General features: G+C 39.8%; 16 protein-coding genes and 1 pseudogene. 9 read left to right on the top strand and 8 right to left on the bottom strand.

Features of this window, described 5'->3' with window-relative positions; all coding sequences use genetic code 11:
• Positions 1-303: 303 nt before the first annotated feature.
• The 3 genes and pseudogenes from DXZ23_RS11430 to DXZ23_RS11420 form a co-directional block, all read left to right on the top strand.
• On the top strand, positions 304-2,334 hold the full coding sequence (locus DXZ23_RS11430) for a capsule polysaccharide biogenesis protein (protein WP_017807038.1): 2,031 nt from the start codon (positions 304-306) through the stop codon (positions 2,332-2,334).
• Between the two features lie 29 nt (positions 2,335-2,363).
• Positions 2,364-3,593 carry a capsule polysaccharide biogenesis protein gene (locus DXZ23_RS11425; protein ID WP_017807039.1) on the top strand — a complete coding sequence of 410 codons (1,230 nt, stop codon included), beginning with the start codon at positions 2,364-2,366 and terminating at the stop codon, positions 3,591-3,593.
• A 219-nt stretch (positions 3,594-3,812) separates the two neighbouring features.
• Positions 3,813-3,962: pseudogene (locus tag DXZ23_RS11420) on the top strand (radical SAM protein); the annotation flags it as partial.
• Between the two features lie 41 nt (positions 3,963-4,003).
• On the opposite strand, the gene DXZ23_RS11415 reads toward DXZ23_RS11420, so the two are convergent.
• Positions 4,004-4,822 (bottom strand): DNA ligase, encoded by an 819-nt coding sequence (locus DXZ23_RS11415; RefSeq protein ID WP_017807041.1) that lies wholly within the window; start codon positions 4,820-4,822, stop codon positions 4,004-4,006.
• Positions 4,823-5,104: 282 nt separating this feature from the next.
• Here DXZ23_RS11415 and nagB point away from each other — a divergent pair, with 282 nt between their 5' ends.
• A complete protein-coding gene (gene nagB, locus DXZ23_RS11410) occupies positions 5,105-5,908 on the top strand; it encodes a glucosamine-6-phosphate deaminase (RefSeq protein WP_017807042.1) in 804 nt (267 codons plus the stop codon).
• A gap of 14 nt (positions 5,909-5,922) precedes the next feature.
• The gene (gene nagA, locus DXZ23_RS11405) at positions 5,923-7,068 is read left to right on the top strand and encodes an N-acetylglucosamine-6-phosphate deacetylase (protein ID WP_017807043.1); all 1,146 of its coding nucleotides are present in this window, start codon (positions 5,923-5,925) and stop codon (positions 7,066-7,068) included.
• A gap of 195 nt (positions 7,069-7,263) precedes the next feature.
• Here the strand turns inward: nagA and tadA are convergent, their stop codons facing one another.
• The 7 genes from tadA to ampD all read right to left on the bottom strand — a co-directional run bounded on the left by tadA (position 7,264) and on the right by ampD (position 12,553).
• The gene (gene tadA / locus DXZ23_RS11400) at positions 7,264-7,749 is read right to left on the bottom strand and encodes a tRNA adenosine(34) deaminase TadA (protein ID WP_046098880.1); all 486 of its coding nucleotides are present in this window, start codon (positions 7,747-7,749) and stop codon (positions 7,264-7,266) included.
• Between the two features lie 99 nt (positions 7,750-7,848).
• The gene (locus DXZ23_RS11395) at positions 7,849-8,700 is read right to left on the bottom strand and encodes a thymidylate synthase (protein WP_017807045.1); all 852 of its coding nucleotides are present in this window, start codon (positions 8,698-8,700) and stop codon (positions 7,849-7,851) included.
• A gap of 11 nt (positions 8,701-8,711) precedes the next feature.
• A complete protein-coding gene (lgt, locus tag DXZ23_RS11390) occupies positions 8,712-9,512 on the bottom strand; it encodes a prolipoprotein diacylglyceryl transferase (RefSeq protein WP_017807046.1) in 801 nt (266 codons plus the stop codon).
• A gap of 9 nt (positions 9,513-9,521) precedes the next feature.
• Positions 9,522-10,313: a sulfite exporter TauE/SafE family protein gene (locus DXZ23_RS11385; protein ID WP_017807047.1), complete on the bottom strand. Its 792-nt coding sequence runs from the start codon at positions 10,311-10,313 to the stop codon at positions 9,522-9,524.
• Positions 10,314-10,315: 2 nt separating this feature from the next.
• Positions 10,316-10,909 carry an RNA pyrophosphohydrolase gene (gene rppH, locus DXZ23_RS11380; RefSeq protein ID WP_017807048.1) on the bottom strand — a complete coding sequence of 198 codons (594 nt, stop codon included), beginning with the start codon at positions 10,907-10,909 and terminating at the stop codon, positions 10,316-10,318.
• A 571-nt stretch (positions 10,910-11,480) separates the two neighbouring features.
• A complete protein-coding gene (locus DXZ23_RS11375) occupies positions 11,481-11,900 on the bottom strand; it encodes a hypothetical protein (protein WP_017807049.1) in 420 nt (139 codons plus the stop codon).
• 98 nt (positions 11,901-11,998) lie between these two features.
• Positions 11,999-12,553 carry a 1,6-anhydro-N-acetylmuramyl-L-alanine amidase AmpD gene (gene ampD / locus DXZ23_RS11370; RefSeq protein ID WP_026138594.1) on the bottom strand — a complete coding sequence of 185 codons (555 nt, stop codon included), beginning with the start codon at positions 12,551-12,553 and terminating at the stop codon, positions 11,999-12,001.
• Positions 12,554-12,692: 139 nt separating this feature from the next.
• Here ampD and DXZ23_RS11365 point away from each other — a divergent pair, with 139 nt between their 5' ends.
• The 4 genes from DXZ23_RS11365 to frr all read left to right on the top strand — a co-directional run bounded on the left by DXZ23_RS11365 (position 12,693) and on the right by frr (position 16,109).
• Positions 12,693-13,124: a pilin gene (locus tag DXZ23_RS11365; RefSeq protein WP_017807051.1), complete on the top strand. Its 432-nt coding sequence runs from the start codon at positions 12,693-12,695 to the stop codon at positions 13,122-13,124.
• 12 nt (positions 13,125-13,136) lie between these two features.
• Positions 13,137-14,561, top strand: a complete 1,425-nt coding sequence (locus tag DXZ23_RS11360) for a GspE/PulE family protein (RefSeq protein ID WP_017807052.1) — start codon at positions 13,137-13,139, stop codon at positions 14,559-14,561.
• A gap of 249 nt (positions 14,562-14,810) precedes the next feature.
• On the top strand, positions 14,811-15,527 hold the full coding sequence (pyrH, locus tag DXZ23_RS11355; protein WP_017807053.1) for a UMP kinase: 717 nt from the start codon (positions 14,811-14,813) through the stop codon (positions 15,525-15,527).
• 24 nt (positions 15,528-15,551) lie between these two features.
• Entirely contained in the window at positions 15,552-16,109 is a 558-nt protein-coding gene (frr, locus tag DXZ23_RS11350; RefSeq protein WP_017807054.1) for a ribosome recycling factor, read from the top strand.
• Positions 16,110-16,131: the final 22 nt, after the last annotated feature.

The raw sequence follows: 16,131 nt of genomic DNA, 5'->3' as shown, positions 1-16,131 counted from the left end.
TATAAAAAGGATAGATTTAAAAAGGTTGTTCATTATAAAATAAAAAAAGCAAGCAAGCAAGCAAATATTACAAAAATTTCTGTTTTTTCAAAATGATAAATACTTTTCTTTTATTTGATACTAATCAAAATAGCATCCTTCCGCTGTTTTTTTATCCATTATTTTTAATTTTGATTTTGGACATCAAAGAAAAATGCTGAAAGATAGCTAGTTTGTTTTCTATACAGACCATTTTATTGATATTTATTGATTCAATAGCTTCTCTGCTTTAGGATAGCGACAATTTAATATTGAGATGATTTGATGAACCCAATTATTTTTTCCTCTGGAATCAAAAAAATCCCGAATCTATCTAGTTTTCTAAAGGATAGCCCAACCTGTTCCTTTGAAAATTCTGTGATGGGTTGGGGATTTCGCCCTACGGCAAACAAAGCACGTGATTATGCTAAAAAGCATAATCTGCACTATATTGCACTTGAAGATGGCTTTCTTCGCTCTATCGGACTTGGGGTTGAAGGATACCCTCCATTTTCTTTGGTTGTGGACGATATGGGTATTTACTATGCGGCAGAAAAACCTTCACGGTTGGAAAAGTTAATTGCTGATTGCTGCTTAAATGATGAGCAAGCGCAACAATCCCATCGAGCTATGGCATTGATTCGTGAATGGCAATTATCTAAATATAATCACGCACCTTGCGAGCCAATAGACACAGAACATAAAAATCAAATTGTATTAGTTATTGATCAAACCTTTGGTGATATGGCGGTGCAATATGGTTTGGCTGATGAAAATGGTTTTCGTCAGATGCTGCGATCAGCACTGCAAGAAAATCCTGATGCTGAAATTTGGGTAAAAACACATCCTGATGTGATTGCAGGGAAAAAACGTGGATATTTAACCGATTTATTAGATCAAGCTCGTGTGAGAATCATTAGCCAAGATATTAATCCGCCAACCTTATTATCTCAGGTGGATAAAGTGTATTGCGTTACTTCACAAATGGGATTTGAAGCATTGCTACAAGGCAAAGAAGTGGTTACCTTTGGTGTGCCTTGGTTTGCCGGTTGGGGCTTAACAGATGATCGTCATCCATTTGTTGCTGAACTGATTCGTCAAAAACGCAGAATGCCCCGTGATTTGTTTGAGCTATTTTATGCTGCTTATTTTCAGTATTGCCGTTATATTAATCCGTTTACCGGGGAATGCGGCGATATTTTTGATGTTATTCATTATTTGATTTGGATAAAAAAATGGCAAACTTTTTTAATTGGTGATTTTTATTGTATTGGGCTTTCTTTGTGGAAAAAAAACGTTTTAAAACTGTTTTTTCATTTGCCAAACTGCCGTTTACACTTCGTCCGTTCGCTTGCTAAGTTTAAGAAAATTCAGCTTCGTGAAAATGCAAAATTTTTGCTTTGGGGGCAAGGAAATCCAGAAGTCATCTCATACGCAGAACAGCATAATATTCCCATTTGGCGAATGGAAGATGGCTTCATTCGTTCTGTTGGATTAGGTTCAAACCTTGTTGCACCACTTTCTTTAGTGATTGATTCATTGGGGATTTATTTCAATCCACAGCAACCTTCACAACTAGAGTATATTTTGCAAAATACGCAGTTCTCAGAAAATGATGAGTATTTAGCAAAAGAGATCCAACAACAGCTTATTGAGGCGAATATCGGTAAGTATAATGTGGGCTATACAGGTTTTTCACGCCCAAATACAGCTAAAAAAATGATTTTAGTGCCGGGGCAAGTAGAAGATGACGCTTCTATACGTTTTGGTTCCCTCCAGTGTAAGTCAAACCTGACTTTACTACAACGAGTTAGAGAAACTTACCCCGATGCTTATATTATTTATAAACCACACCCTGACGTATTGAGTGGAAATCGAACAGGCGATATAAAACAAGAAAAAGCATTAATGTATGCTGATCAAGTGGTTACTGATGCAAATATCTTAGATTGCATTCAAGCTGTTGATGAAGTTCATACAATGACTTCTTTAGCCGGCTTTGAAGCATTATTACGAGGTAAAACAGTCTATTGCTATGGTTCACCGTTTTATGCTCACTGGGGGTTAACCATTGATGCCTATGACTTGCAGCGTAGAAAAAGAAAATTAACATTAGAGCAGTTAATTGCAGGAACTCTGTTATATTATCCACTCTATTTAAATCCAAATACGATGCAACTCACTGATGCAAAAACAGCTATTCAAATTTTGTTGCAACAACGTGAACAATTAAAAGATAGCGGAATGTATAAAAATTGGTTAAGTAAAAAATTAGGAAAATATTGGTATTTCATTAGAACATTTTGGTTACAATAAGCCAAATTTTATAGGATATATTTAATTCAATGATTGTGGATAACCTCACTGAGCTAGTAACTTCATCACAACGAATTTTGTTATTGCAAGGTCCAATTGGTCCTTTTTTTAAGCATTTTGCAGATTGGCTAGTTAACGTTCAAGGCAAATATGTTTATAAATTGAACTTTAATGCCGGAGATAAATTTTATTTTTCTTCTGCGTTAGAACAACAATCTATTATTGATTATCGTGATACCTTTGAGAATTTTGAAGCCTTTCTTTTGCAGTTGTGTCAAGAAAATGAAATTGATGCTTTGGTATGTTTTGGTGATACTCGCCCCTATCATCAAGTTGCTAAAAGAGTATCAGAACAATTGCAATATTCATTTTGGGCATTTGAAGAAGGCTATTTTCGCCCTCATTATGTTACCCTAGAAAAAGAGGGCGTAAATGCCTATTCAACGCTTCCGAGAAATAAACAATTCTTTCTGCAACAAGCAGAAAACTTAACAGAATATATACAGCCAATTCCTATTGCAAAAGGTTTTTTCCCGATGGCTAAATTAGCCACCCAATATTATGTCGTTGCTAGACATAGGGAAGAACAGTTTCCTCATTATAAACATCACCGCGTTTATAACCTCAATTATTATATAAAATTATGGCTTATTTCAGGGCTAAAACGTGTTTGTCGTTATGTGAAAGAAAAGCGATTTATTCGCAAAATTGAGCAAAATAAATTAGGTGATTTTTATATATTACCTTTACAAGTTTATGACGATAGCCAAGTGAAAGTACATTGTGATTTTGATAGTGTTGAAGCATTTTTAATCTATGTACTGAATTCCTTTGTAAAAAATGCTCCAAAGTCATTGAGTTTGGTAATCAAGCATCATCCAATGGATCGCGGGTTTATTAGCTATAAAAATGTGATTAAATGCTATTTATCTGAACATCCCGAACTGCAAGGGCGGGTATTCTACGTCTATGATGTACCAATGCCTGTTTTACTTCGATATGGAAAAGCAATGGTAACATTGAACAGTACGAGTGGACTATCTGCACTCATTCATAATATGCCTGTAATGACGCTAGGACTAGCCAATTATAATATTCCTGATATTACACACCAAGGAACACTAGAAGAATTTTGGCATACTCCACAACAACCCGATGAAAAAGCATTTAAGGCATACCATCTCTACCATTTGCATAAAACCCAAATTAATGGCAGTTTTTATAATAAAGTGATCTTACCAGAAGAGAAAATTGAATGATAGTAGCTGTTCGATTATAGTCATTTTAGTTCAAAATAAGGCAAAGCGTTGTACTCCATAGACAGTACGACGACTATGACGAGGCAGGCTAGTGCCGTATTATTTTGAAATCAAACGAGGTATAGAGCTTCAGTTTGATTTTTTCTATTAAATAAAGTGCGGTGCTTTTTTGAACCATTTTTATCTTCTCGGATGGAAGTGCTCGTGTAAATATTTCAAGCAAGCCATTACTATCTTTCCCCTTGTGAAATCAATGGCGAGATGAATTTGCTCCACACCATCACCCAATTAGGGCTGCTCAACCAGCGTCCCAATAAACCCAAATGGCAACTGAGCATCCAAACACATAAATTGATCGGGATTGAATGAATATAGTTTCATTTAAAACATACTGACCACGAATTTTGAGATTATTCGCTTTTTATTCTCCAATAAGTCGCAAATCTAGGTAGACCTTTTGAGGTTAATCCTCGATATTTGTAGGTGATGGTTGAGCCGATAGGCGGAGGATTTTGGCGATCTTCTAAGGTGAACCCTGACCCGATACGAAATTCGCCACGCTGGTTTTTGCAGGTGATTGCACCTAGGAGGTTGGTGAATTGCCCCTTTCCTTGATGATGAGCGATGACTTCACATTCTTCGTCGTGAGTACTTTTCAGTTTCAAAATTTGGTTGCTACGTTTCTTTTCGTAAGGGGCGTTTGGATTGCGTAGTACGATACCTTCGCCTTTTTGTGCTTCAACTTGATACAGAAACTCTTTGATATGTTGATGATTTTTAATGGGGATTTGCGGAATAATAGTAATGTGTTTGCTTGGGTGCTGAGCGAGGTATTGCTCTAGCACAGCGAGGCGGGCAAAAAGATCGCCCTCCGCATTTGGCACATCAAAAACGTAGAGTTTAATGTCTTCCCAGCCTTTATCTTTTTGTGAGCGGATAATGGATGAAATGCGTTCAAATTCATTGCGTTGGGTAAAAAGTTCGCCATCAATCGCAAACGGTGGAAAGTCTTTTACAAAATAAGCAGGAGGCGTGAGGATTTTATTTTGTCTAGTGAACAGTTGTTTACCGTCCCAATAGCCTCTTACGCCATCTAATTTTTCGCTCATTACCCAGCCTGCGACATTTTGGTTGCTGTAAGTGCCAAGCAGCATAAAATCTGGTGGAGTGGCACTGAGGAGGTTAGGTATAAACAGCAATGTGATGAGGTAAGTAACGAATTTTTTCATTCTAGTTTCCTTATTGGGCTTGGATATGGCTTAGCTTATTAGGTAAAAAGAAAATGGAAAGTAGAAATGTTTGGTTTTGCGATCACTGTCGTAAAAGTGCGGTTATTTTTGAGTATATGTTTTATGGAATTGACAAAAATAGTCTAATTTTGTGATGTATCTCACTATTTTGCCTTTTTTCTCTAAATTCACTTTATTTTGGAGTTTATATTACTTTATAATTCAAAGTGTGAAATATTTCTTCGGAATAATGTTTTAATTTTTACAAAATAGGAGATTGCTATGCGTTTAATTCCACTCAAAACCGCTTCTCAGGTGAGCAAATGGGCAGCTCGTCATATTGCAGATCGCATTAATGCGTTTAAACCAACGGAAGATCGCCCTTTTGTGTTGGGCTTGCCAACGGGGGGAACGCCGTTGGAAACCTACAAAGAATTGATTAAATTGTATCAAGCGGGTGAGGTGAGCTTTAAGAATGTGGTTACGTTCAATATGGACGAATATGTGGGCTTGCCAAAAGATCACCCTGAAAGTTACCGCTCTTTTATGTATAACAATTTCTTCAATCACGTTGATATTCAAGAAAAAAACATCAATTTATTAGACGGTAATGCCCCCGATCTTGATGCGGAATGCCGCCGTTATGAAGAAAAAATTCAGTCTTATGGTAAGATCAATTTGTTTATGGGCGGAGTGGGTGTTGATGGGCATATTGCCTTTAATGAACCTGCTTCTTCTTTGGCATCGCGTACTCGCATTAAAACTTTGACGGAAGACACGTTGATCGCTAATTCGCGTTTCTTTGATAATGATGTAAATAAAGTGCCGAAATATGCCTTAACTATTGGAGTGGCGACCTTGCTTGATGCGGAAGAAGTGATGTTGTTGATCACTGGGCATAACAAAGCACTTGCCTTGCAAGCGGGTGTGGAGGGTAGTGTAAACCATTTCTGGACAATCAGTGCCTTGCAATTACACCGCCACGCGATTTTTGTATGCGATGAACCCGCAACGCAAGAATTGAAAGTGAAAACCGTGAAATATTTCACCGAGTTAGAGGCGAAAGCGATTCACAGTGTAGTATAAAAAGAAGGTAAAAAATGAGCTATGCGTTAGTAAATGGCGTAATTTATACAGCGGAAGCCGTGCTTTACGGGCAAGCTGTGGTGGTGGAGGGCGATAAAATTGTCGCCATTGTGCCACAAGAAAATGTTCCGTCAGAGTTAGAACAGATTGATTTACAAGGTCATAATTTGACCGCTGGGTTCATTGATCTGCAATTAAATGGTTGTGGTGGGGTGATGTTTAACGGCGAAACTAGCGTGAAAACCCTTGAAATTATGCAGGAAACCAATTTGCGTTCAGGTACAACCAGCTATTTGCCAACCTTTATCACCGCCGATGATGAGGGAATGAAAAAAGCCGTTGTGGTGATGCGTGAGTATCTCAAAACCCATCAAAATCAGGCGTTGGGCTTGCATTTAGAAGGGCCTTATTTGAGCGTTGAGAAAAAAGGGGTGCATCAGGTTGAATATATCCGTGCGATTAGCGAGGAAATGAAAGATTTTCTTTGCCAAAATGCGGAAGTGATTAGCAAAATCACCCTTGCTCCAGAAAATCCAACGGCTCAATATGTGGCAGAGTTTGTCGCAAAAGGCATTGTGGTTTCTATTGGACATTCCAATGCCACTTATGAGATTGCCAAGCAAGCCATTGAAAATGGGGCGAGTTTTGCTACTCATCTGCATAATGCGATGTCGCCGATAAGCTCAGGACGCGAGATGGGCGTAGTGGGTGCGGTGTTGGAAAGTGATATTTATGCGGGCATTATTGTGGACGGATTGCACGTTGAATTTGATAATATCAAGATCGATAAAAAAGCGAAAGGCGACAAGCTGTGTATTGTTACGGACGCAACCGCCGCAGCTGGTGCGGAGATTGATTCTTTTGATTTTGTTGGCAAAACGGTTTATGTTCGCAATGGTAAATGCTATGACGCCAACGGCACACTGGGCGGCTCGGCGATTACGATGATAGAATCGGTCGAAAATGCGGTGAAGCACGTTGGCATTCCATTAGACGAAACCTTGCGTATGTGCAATTATTATCCTGCCAAAGCCATTGGCGTTACCGATCGCTTAGGGGATATTAGCGAAGGCAAAATTGCTAATTTAACCTTGTTTAACGCACAGTTTGAAGTGCTTGCCACGGCGGTGAACGGACAATGGAAATGGCATAAAAACTAACCACACTTTGATTTTTCGTGATTTTCATTAGTTTTATCAAGGGATTTATTCTATTCAGAAGATAGCATAGTAATGCTCTTGAAAGGTTGGGGGGAATACTCAACTGAGTAAAGAGCAGATTTTTTATGACCAAGCACGACTATTTTTATTTAATGGCAAGTGATCGGATTTAATCTTCTAAATCATAGCTAGTTGTTATAGGGCTGAAATTTTTTCTTTATGAACTTGTTTTTCTAGTTTTTTTTGTTCCCGTCGTTTTTGGAAAAAACGGCTGAGTTTTTGGCTACATTCTTCCTGCAATACGCCGCTGGTGATTTCTACACTGTGGTTCATTTTGTAGTCGTCAAAGAAATGAAAGCGTGAACCTACTGCACCTGTTTTTAAATCGCTCGCACCAAAAACTAAGCGTTTGATTCGGCTATGCAAAATTGCCCCCGCACACATCGTGCAAGGCTCGAGGGTAACGTAAAGGGTGGTGTTGAGTAAGCGGTAGTTTTGGCGTTTTTCTCCCGCTTGACGCAAGGCAACAATCTCGGCGTGAGCGGTGGGGTCGTTATGGATAATGGATAAATTCCAGCCTTCGGCAAGGATATTTCCCTCCTCATCAACCAGCACTGCCCCCACGGGAATTTCTCCCAAGGCTTCGGCTTTGTCGGCGAGACTTAGGGCGTAACGCATCATTTTTTCGTCAAAATTCGCATCAAAATCTGACCGCACTTTTTTCTCCGTTAAGGTCGTGGTGGGTTAAAGCAAAGTGCGGTGGGTTTTCCGCACTGTTTTTTATACCGAGAAAGGGTATTTGATCGCGGGGTGAGATTCATAGCCCACCACCTTGAAATCGTCCATCGTTACCCAAGTTTCTAAATCTTCTAGGGTTTTGATGTCAGGGTTGATTTCCAATGTCGGCAACGGCAATGGCTCGCGTTTGAGTTGCACATCTTGCATTAGTTCCAACTGATCTTCGTAAATATGGGCATTGACGATTTTATGATACGCCATTCCTGCCTTTTTGCCCGTAATCTGTGCCATCAATGCCAAAAAGGTAAATACTTGAATTTGATTGAAATTTAAACCGAGTGGCACATCGCAAGAGCGTTGATAGCTGGTTAAATAAAGGGTGTCGCCAAGCAAAGAAAAGGTATGGGTGTGCATACAAGGGCGTAAGCAGCCGAGATCAATTTCACCGGGATTATAGAATGTGATGATTTCCCCACGATCGTCAATGCCTTTGCTTAAATGGTTTACCACTTTTCGCAGTTGATCCAGCGTTTCGCCGTTGGGTTTACGCCACGCTCGCCCTTGCACGCCGTAAACGCGTCCCATATCGTCCGTGCCTTTGCGGTGCGGATTATTCAACCACGCTTGATTTTCATTGGCATTGGCGTCCCACGTTTTTGTGCCGAGCTTGCGGAAATCCGCTGCGTTGTCATAGCCACGAATATAGCCCAAAAATTCCGCAATCGCTGCTTTCCAGTAGCTTTTACGCGTGGTGATAAGGGGAAATTCGTTATCCGCCACGTTGTAGGTGAGATCGGCATTGATGAGGGTTAAGCAACGTTTCCCCGTGCGTTCATTTTCTACCCAAGTGCCGTGATCTATAATTTTTTGGCATAAATCTAAATACTGACGCATAAAAAACCTCGTTATTTTCGCACCGCACTTTTATAGGCGATGAATATAATGATTGCACCGAGCAAAATCATCGGCAGAGAAAGAATTTGCCCCATTGAAATATGCTGGCTGAAGAAAAGCCCGAGTTGAGCATCAGGCTCACGGAAATATTCTACAATGAAGCGGAAAATGCCGTAGCAAAGTAAAAATAGCCCCGCAACTGAGCCAGTTGGGCGAGGTTTTTTGATGAATAAATTTAAGATGATAAATAGCACCACACCCTCTAAAACCGCTTCATAAAGTTGAGAAGGATGGCGAGGGAGATAACCGCCCGACGGGAAAAGCACCGCCCAAGGTACATCGGTTACACGTCCCCAAAGTTCATCATTAATAAAGTTGCCAATGCGTCCCATTCCTAAGCCAAAGGGAATGAGCGGAGCGACGAAATCCGCCGTAGCCCAAAAGCCACGATGTTGTAATTTAGCGGTGATCCACATTGCTAAAATCACGCCGATTAACCCGCCGTGAAAGGACATTCCCCCTTCCCAAACGCGGAATAAATAGCTGGGATCTTGTAGAAAATAGTCAAATTGGTAGAACATCACATAGCCAATACGACCACCAAGAAACACGCCTAAAAAACCGTTGAAGAGCAGGCTGTCCACCTGTTCAACGCTCCAACCACTGTTCGGGCGATTAGCTCGGCGAACCGCAAGCCAACGGGCGAACAGGAAGCCGATTAAATACATCAAGCCATACCAGCGTAAACTGAGTGGTCCGAGGCTGAAAATCACGGGATCGAATTGAGGAAAAGCGAAAAATTGAGAAGTCATAATGTTCCTTTATTTAATAAGCATATTGATCGCAATACAGATCAGCAATACGGCAAAATAGCGTTTAAGGGTTTTCACGGGCAGTTTATCGGCGGTACTCGCCCCTAATTTTGAGGTGAAAAATGAGGTGGCAGTAATGGCGATGACCGCTGGCAAGTAAACATAGCCCAGTGAATAGTTTGGCATTCCTATTTGCCCCCAACCGCCGACAATAAAGCTCAGCATTCCCGACAACCCGAGCAGCATTCCGCAGAACGCAGATGAGCCAATGGCTTGTTTCATCTCAATACCACGAGCGTTAAGGAAAGGCACGATAAAGCCGCCGCCGCCAATCCCCGCAATACTAGACGCGATACCGATTAAAATTCCGCCGATAACCGAAGATGCCGTGGTTAGCGTTTTTTGCACCGCTTTTGGCTTAATGGAAAGTAGCATTTTGACTGCAAGATAAACCACTAAACAGGCGAACAATTTGCTCGCGATGGCTTTGTCTAATTTTCCAACGAAAAGCCCTGAAATAAAGGTGGTAATCATTATAACTGGAGCGAGAATTTTCACCGCGTTCCAAACAATATTGCCTAATTTGTGATGACGCTGAGCCGATGAAAAACCTGTAATTACTATAGTGGCAAAAGATGTTCCTAACGCGGTGGACATCAACAGTTCATTAGGTACGCCTACCATAGGTAATAGATACACTAAGGCGGGAACAATGATTAATCCTCCCCCTATGCCGAATAAGCCCGCGAGAAAGCCGACAACGCAGCCCACGGCTAAACAAATAAGAAAAAAGCTAAGCATCGTTATCCCCTTATGCGATGAAATGCACGTTTCTGATATTTTTTTGATGAATATTTTTTATGTGAGTTTGAATAAGCCAGCTTATTTTCATTTTGCTGAGATGTTGAACCCCCAGCGGTTTTGAGGTTGAAAAGCACTGCCATAAATTCTTTCATTGCCTTGCGGTAAACCTCTTTTTTAAATGAAACCACTTGCCGCACGGGATACCAAAAACTCACCCACCGCCAACCGTCAAATTCGGGGGACTTGGTGGCTTGCATATTGATGTCTTTTTCATCAGAAACTAACTGTAATAAAAACCACCGCTGTTTTTGCCCGATGCACATCGGTTTGCTGTCATAGCGTAATAAGCGTTTGGGCAGTTTATAGCGAAGCCATTGCTTTGATACATAAAGTAATTTTACGTCTTTTCGCGTTAAACCCACTTCTTCAAAAAGCTCACGATACATCGCCTGTTCAGCTGTTTCATCATCGTTTATACCGCCTTGCGGAAATTGCCACGAGTTTTGCCCATAGCGTTTTGCCCATAATACTTGTCCTTTACGGTTGCAAATCACAATTCCCACATTCGGACGGTAGCCATCGAAATCGATCACTATCGTTCACCTTTGTTTTCAAATTCATAATGAGTGTGAATTGTTACATAAACGCGAAGTTTTCACAATCCACAAACCCGCTTTTCTGTGGCAAAGCACGGATTAGGCTTGTTGATAACTGAGATAAAAATCAGCGGGCTGTGCATAATGTTGTGGAAGAGGCGGGGATAATCCTAGATGACTTGTGAATAGTGGAAAAAAATAATTTATCTATTAATGAGTTAAGCTATTGTTGTGGAAATTTTTACGATCTAAAAATAGGATCTGAGATCGCATTTTTTTACATCGATCTCCGTTGATAAAAAACGCAAACTGTATTTTTATCAGGATTTGTACCGCACTTTTTTCCGCTTGCTGTGAGTTATTCAGAATTTCTGTGGATAAAATTGTGGTTTTATACCGAATAGTCGGGAATTAATCGTTGTGGTTCACCAAGATAGATATGGGGTAAATAAAAAAATCTTTATTTATTAAAGAGATAGAGAAAAAGTTCCTGAATAATTGGTTGTGAATGAACAGCACAAAATGAGCTGATTACTAATTCACCAATAAAAAAGTGCGGTGTGTTTTTTCAGCGTTTTTTTACATAGTGAGGAATGATGAATTTATGATACAGCCAGTCATAAAATAAAAGTACTGTAATGGCAAAGAGGAGAGCGATTAGGTAACTATGATTGTCGGTAATCACAAATTTTTTTGTATAGAATAGTGCGGTGAACAAAATGACTGTGAGGATATTGCAGAGCAAAAAATAGGACACAGTGGCTTTTGCATTAAGGCGAATTTGGTTTACCTCTTTGATTTCATTAGATTTTTTATCTAAGAATTGAGTAAAAAAACCGAGTTTTCTAAGCAAGCAGGGCAAGATCAAAAAAATGGCTAAAGCAATTTCAATCCTATAATCGTGATTTAGCTGGTAACGTTTTCCAAAATGAAGCAAAATTTGTGAATAGATAAGTGCAACAAGAACGTTGATGGTTCTAATTTTCATTTTGCTCAGCCCCTAGAAAGTATAATGGCACATTATAGAAAAGAGGTGCCAAAAAAAACGTGATACGCCTCACAAAAGAGAATAAATTTCACTCATTTTTATACTCCCTCAAGATATTTTTTCCAATCAAAATACTGCCCAGGGTCAATTTTCCGCCCAGGGGAAATATTACTATGCCCCACAATGCGATCTTTAGAAATTTGGGGATAACGTTGCATTAGGTTTTGGGTAAGCTTTTGCAATGTGGCATATTGTTGCTCGGTGAAAGGCTGATTATTACTACCTTCTAACTCAATGCCAATCGCAAAATCGTTACATTTTTCCCGTCCTTGAAAACAAGAAAGCCCCGCGTGCCAAGCTCGATCATCAAAGCTAACATACTGGGTGATTTTCCCTTTTCGGTCGATCAAACAATGTGCAGAAACACGAAGATCTTTGATTTCTTCAAAGTAAGGGTGAAGGCGGGGATCTAATTTTCCCTGAAAAAACGCATCAATATAGCCGCCACCAAATTCTTCAGGGGGTAGGCTGATGTAATGAATAACTAACAAAGAAATATCCTGTGGATCAGGGCGTAAATCATAATAGGGTGAGGGGCAATGTTTTTCATTTTCCAACCAGCCCGCTTGGTTAATTAAATAGGGTCGTGTCATCTTTTTTTGCGATCCAGATCGAGAAAAAGTGCGGTGGTTTTTGGCGTTATTTTTCATTTGCGGCACACTTATCCCGAGGGTGATAAAACCCTCACATTGTAACGAAAATTTACTAGAATAGAAATGCGGAGGATAAGTTATGCAAAACCCAATCCATTTAAAAATCAAAAAAGGCTTTACTTTGATTGAACTGATGATCGTGATTGCGATTGTGGCGATTTTAGCGACCATTGCGATTCCAGCCTATCAAAATTACACCAAGAAAGCGGCAATATCCGAGCTAATTCAAGCCGCAAGCCCCTATCGTTCAGAAGTGGAATTATGTATTTATAATACGGGGGCTACCACGAAATGTAATGCGGGTTCAAATGGAATTCAGAAAAAATTAACGAATAAAGGGAAAGTGGCTTCTATTGATGTACAAAAAGGCACGATTACGGTTAAAGGAAAAGATAATCTTTCTGATATTACTTATTCATTAAAAGCCAGTGGAGATGCCTCAAAAGGTGTATCTTGGACGGTAAATTGTGGAAAATCTGTAGAGTTTTTCCCAGCGGGATTTTGCGGATAATAGGATAATGTAATGGCTGAGTATTCTTTAGACGAGGACGACATTGTATATGCTGTTGATGGAAAATGCTTTGAAATAACACCGCACTTATGGCAACAAAATAAGCAGCAAAAAGATATTTTAATACGTTATTTAGCAGTACCTTTACAGGAGGATGAACATACACTTTGGCTTGGTATTGATGACTTAACAAATCTATCGGCTTGTGAAAGTTTTTCATTTCTAACAGGAAAAATAGTTGAGCCGATTTTGTTATCAGAACAAGATTTAAAATCGCTATTACAGAAGTTATCTCCCACATTAGTAGAAGAGCCGGCATTACTTGATTTTTATCAATCGTCTATTTCACCTTATAGCGAAAATCAACCAGAAAAACTTGATGAACCAATTATTCAAATACTAAATAAAGTTTTTGAATCGGCAATGCAATTAAATGCCTCAGATATTCATTTAGAGCCACAGAATGAGCAATTGCAGATCCGTTTTCGTATTGACGGGGTATTGCAACATCAGCCTCCTATTTCTAAACAAATGAGCCAACGTTTGATTTCTCGTTTAAAACTTCTAGCTCGTCTTGATCTTAGCGAAACTCGCTTACCACAAGATGGAAGATTTCATTTCAAAACGACATTTTCCGATATATTAGACTTCCGTATATCGACATTACCTACATATTATGGAGAAAAAGCGGTACTACGTTTACAAAAAAATAAACCTGTTACCTTGGATTTTTCTGAGCTGGGGATGACAGCGATACAACGAAAAACATTACAAGATGCTTTATCTCAACCTCAAGGACTCATTTTAGTAACGGGGCCAACTGGGAGTGGAAAAAGTATTACGCTTTATACAGCATTAGAATGGCTTAATCAATCGGAAAAACATATTCTAACAGCAGAAGATCCGATTGAAATAGAACTTCCAGGGATTATCCAAACGCAAATTAACCCACAAATTGGTTTAGATTTTAACCGTTTGTTGCGTACATTTTTACGTCAGGATCCAGACATTATTATGCTTGGTGAGATCCGTGATGCAGAAAGTGCAGCGATTGCGTTACGTGCAGCACAAACTGGACATTTAGTCCTTTCAACATTACATACAAATAATGCACATTCAGCTATTGCTCGCTTGTTACAGCTTGGTATTCAACAATATGAAATTGAAAGTTGTTTATTATTAGTGATTGCCCAGCGTTTAGTTCGTAAAAAATGTCTACACAAAACGAAAAATTGCGGATGTTATCAAGGTTATAGTGGGCGTACTGGTATTTATCAATTTTTACAAGCTATTTTTGATTCAAATACAGGGCAAATTTCTTATCAAACCGATTATCCCTCATTATGGGATAGTGCTTCACATAAAATAGCACAAGGTATCACAGATATTGCTGAATTAGAACGAGTTTTAGGTAGGCATACAAAAGCTGAACTATAGCTTAATTAAAAATTAAGATAGTGAATTATAAACATTTGTAAATTAATGCAGCAAATTGCTATTCCAGATTAAATCTAAAGCCCGATACTTTTAAAGTATATCATTGATATTCTGCGATATATCTCTCTATTAAATAGAGGTTCTAATCATAGAATCCAGTCTATTTTTTGTCTGAAGTATTTTCAGCAAATCGATGTTGCTCTATAATACGCAGAATTTTATTCTCAACTTTTGTGAGGCGAAGAAAAAATGAGCAAACCAGTATATAAACGCATTTTACTCAAATTGAGTGGTGAGGCGTTGCAGGGCGATGAAGGCTTTGGCATTGACCCCTCTATTTTGGATAGAATGGCGTTAGAAATCAAAGAATTGCTAGAAATGGGCGTTGAAGTTGGCGTGGTGCTTGGCGGCGGAAATTTATTCCGTGGGGCGAAGCTGGCGAAAGCAGGAATGAACCGCGTAGTGGGCGATCATATGGGAATGCTCGCAACGGTGATGAACGGGCTGGCGATGCGTGATGCTTTGCACCGTGCTGATGTGAATGCGAAATTAATGTCTGCCTTCCAACTTAACGGCATTTGCGATACTTATAACTGGTCGGAAGCGATTAAAATGTTGCGTGAAGGACGCGTGGTGATTTTTTCCGCAGGAACAGGCAGCCCATTTTTCACTACGGACTCAGCCGCTTGCTTGCGAGGCATTGAAATTGAAGCCGATGTGGTGTTGAAAGCGACGAAAGTTGATGGCGTGTATGATTGCGATCCCGCGAAGAACCCTGATGCCGTGCTGTATGAAAAACTCACTTACGCGGAAGTGATCGATAAAGAACTTCAAGTGATGGATCTCGCCGCCTTTACCTTGGCACGGGATCACGGAATGCCAATTCGCGTGTTCAATATGAGCAAGCTGGGGGCATTACGCAACGTGATTTTAGGTGAGCGTGAAGGTACGCTTATTTGTGATTAATTAAGACGACTAAAAGGAATAATTGTGATTAACGAAATTAAAAAAGATACGCAACAGCGTATGGAAAAAAGCCTTGAAACCTTTAAAAATCATATTTCTAAAGTGAGAACAGGACGTGCTCAACCGAGTTTACTTGATGGCATTCAAGTGGAATATTATGGGGCATTAACCCCATTACGCCAACTTGCCAATGTGGTGGCAGAAGATGCTCGCACCTTAGCGGTAAGCGTGTTTGACCGTAGCCTTATTGGGGCGGTAGAAAAAGCGATTTTGACTTCTGATTTAGGCTTAAACCCATCATCAGCAGGCACAACCATTCGTGTTCCCCTTCCGCCATTGACCGAAGAACGCCGCCGCGATTTAATCAAAATCGTAAAAGGTGAAGCTGAGCAAGGAAAAATCGCTGTGCGTAATGTTCGCCGTGATGCCAATGATCAAATCAAAGCCTTATTGAAAGAGAAAGAAATCAGCGAAGATGAAGAACGCAAAGCACAAGATGAAATCCAAAAAATCACTGATCTTTATGTGAAAAAAGTGGACGAAGTGTTAGCGGATAAAGAAAAAGAATTATTAGATTTCTAATCCTCAGGAAAGCAAAGTCGCA

The organism is Avibacterium paragallinarum (assembly GCF_900450705.1).
Lineage (GTDB): Bacteria > Pseudomonadota > Gammaproteobacteria > Enterobacterales > Pasteurellaceae > Avibacterium > Avibacterium paragallinarum.
The sequence above is the reverse complement of the archived record's forward strand: the minus strand, read 5'-3'. Positions and strand labels throughout refer to the sequence as shown.

Coding starts and splice junctions, on each gene's coding strand:
- DXZ23_RS11385 (WP_017807047.1), bottom strand. CDS start 10,313: ATGCTTAGCTTTTTTCTTATTTGTTTAGCCGTGGGCTGCGTTGTCGGC.
- DXZ23_RS11395 (WP_017807045.1), bottom strand. CDS start 8,700: ATGCGTCAGTATTTAGATTTATGCCAAAAAATTATAGATCACGGCACT.
- DXZ23_RS11375 (WP_017807049.1), bottom strand. CDS start 11,900: ATGAAAATTAGAACCATCAACGTTCTTGTTGCACTTATCTATTCACAA.
- ampD (WP_026138594.1), bottom strand. CDS start 12,553: ATGACACGACCCTATTTAATTAACCAAGCGGGCTGGTTGGAAAATGAA.
- tadA (WP_046098880.1), bottom strand. CDS start 7,749: ATGATGCGTTACGCCCTAAGTCTCGCCGACAAAGCCGAAGCCTTGGGA.
- nagB (WP_017807042.1), top strand. CDS start 5,105: ATGCGTTTAATTCCACTCAAAACCGCTTCTCAGGTGAGCAAATGGGCA.
- DXZ23_RS11425 (WP_017807039.1), top strand. CDS start 2,364: ATGATTGTGGATAACCTCACTGAGCTAGTAACTTCATCACAACGAATT.
- DXZ23_RS11360 (WP_017807052.1), top strand. CDS start 13,137: ATGGCTGAGTATTCTTTAGACGAGGACGACATTGTATATGCTGTTGAT.
- nagA (WP_017807043.1), top strand. CDS start 5,923: ATGAGCTATGCGTTAGTAAATGGCGTAATTTATACAGCGGAAGCCGTG.
- DXZ23_RS11415 (WP_017807041.1), bottom strand. CDS start 4,822: ATGAAAAAATTCGTTACTTACCTCATCACATTGCTGTTTATACCTAAC.
- pyrH (WP_017807053.1), top strand. CDS start 14,811: ATGAGCAAACCAGTATATAAACGCATTTTACTCAAATTGAGTGGTGAG.
- lgt (WP_017807046.1), bottom strand. CDS start 9,512: ATGACTTCTCAATTTTTCGCTTTTCCTCAATTCGATCCCGTGATTTTC.
- DXZ23_RS11430 (WP_017807038.1), top strand. CDS start 304: ATGAACCCAATTATTTTTTCCTCTGGAATCAAAAAAATCCCGAATCTA.
- DXZ23_RS11365 (WP_017807051.1), top strand. CDS start 12,693: ATGCAAAACCCAATCCATTTAAAAATCAAAAAAGGCTTTACTTTGATT.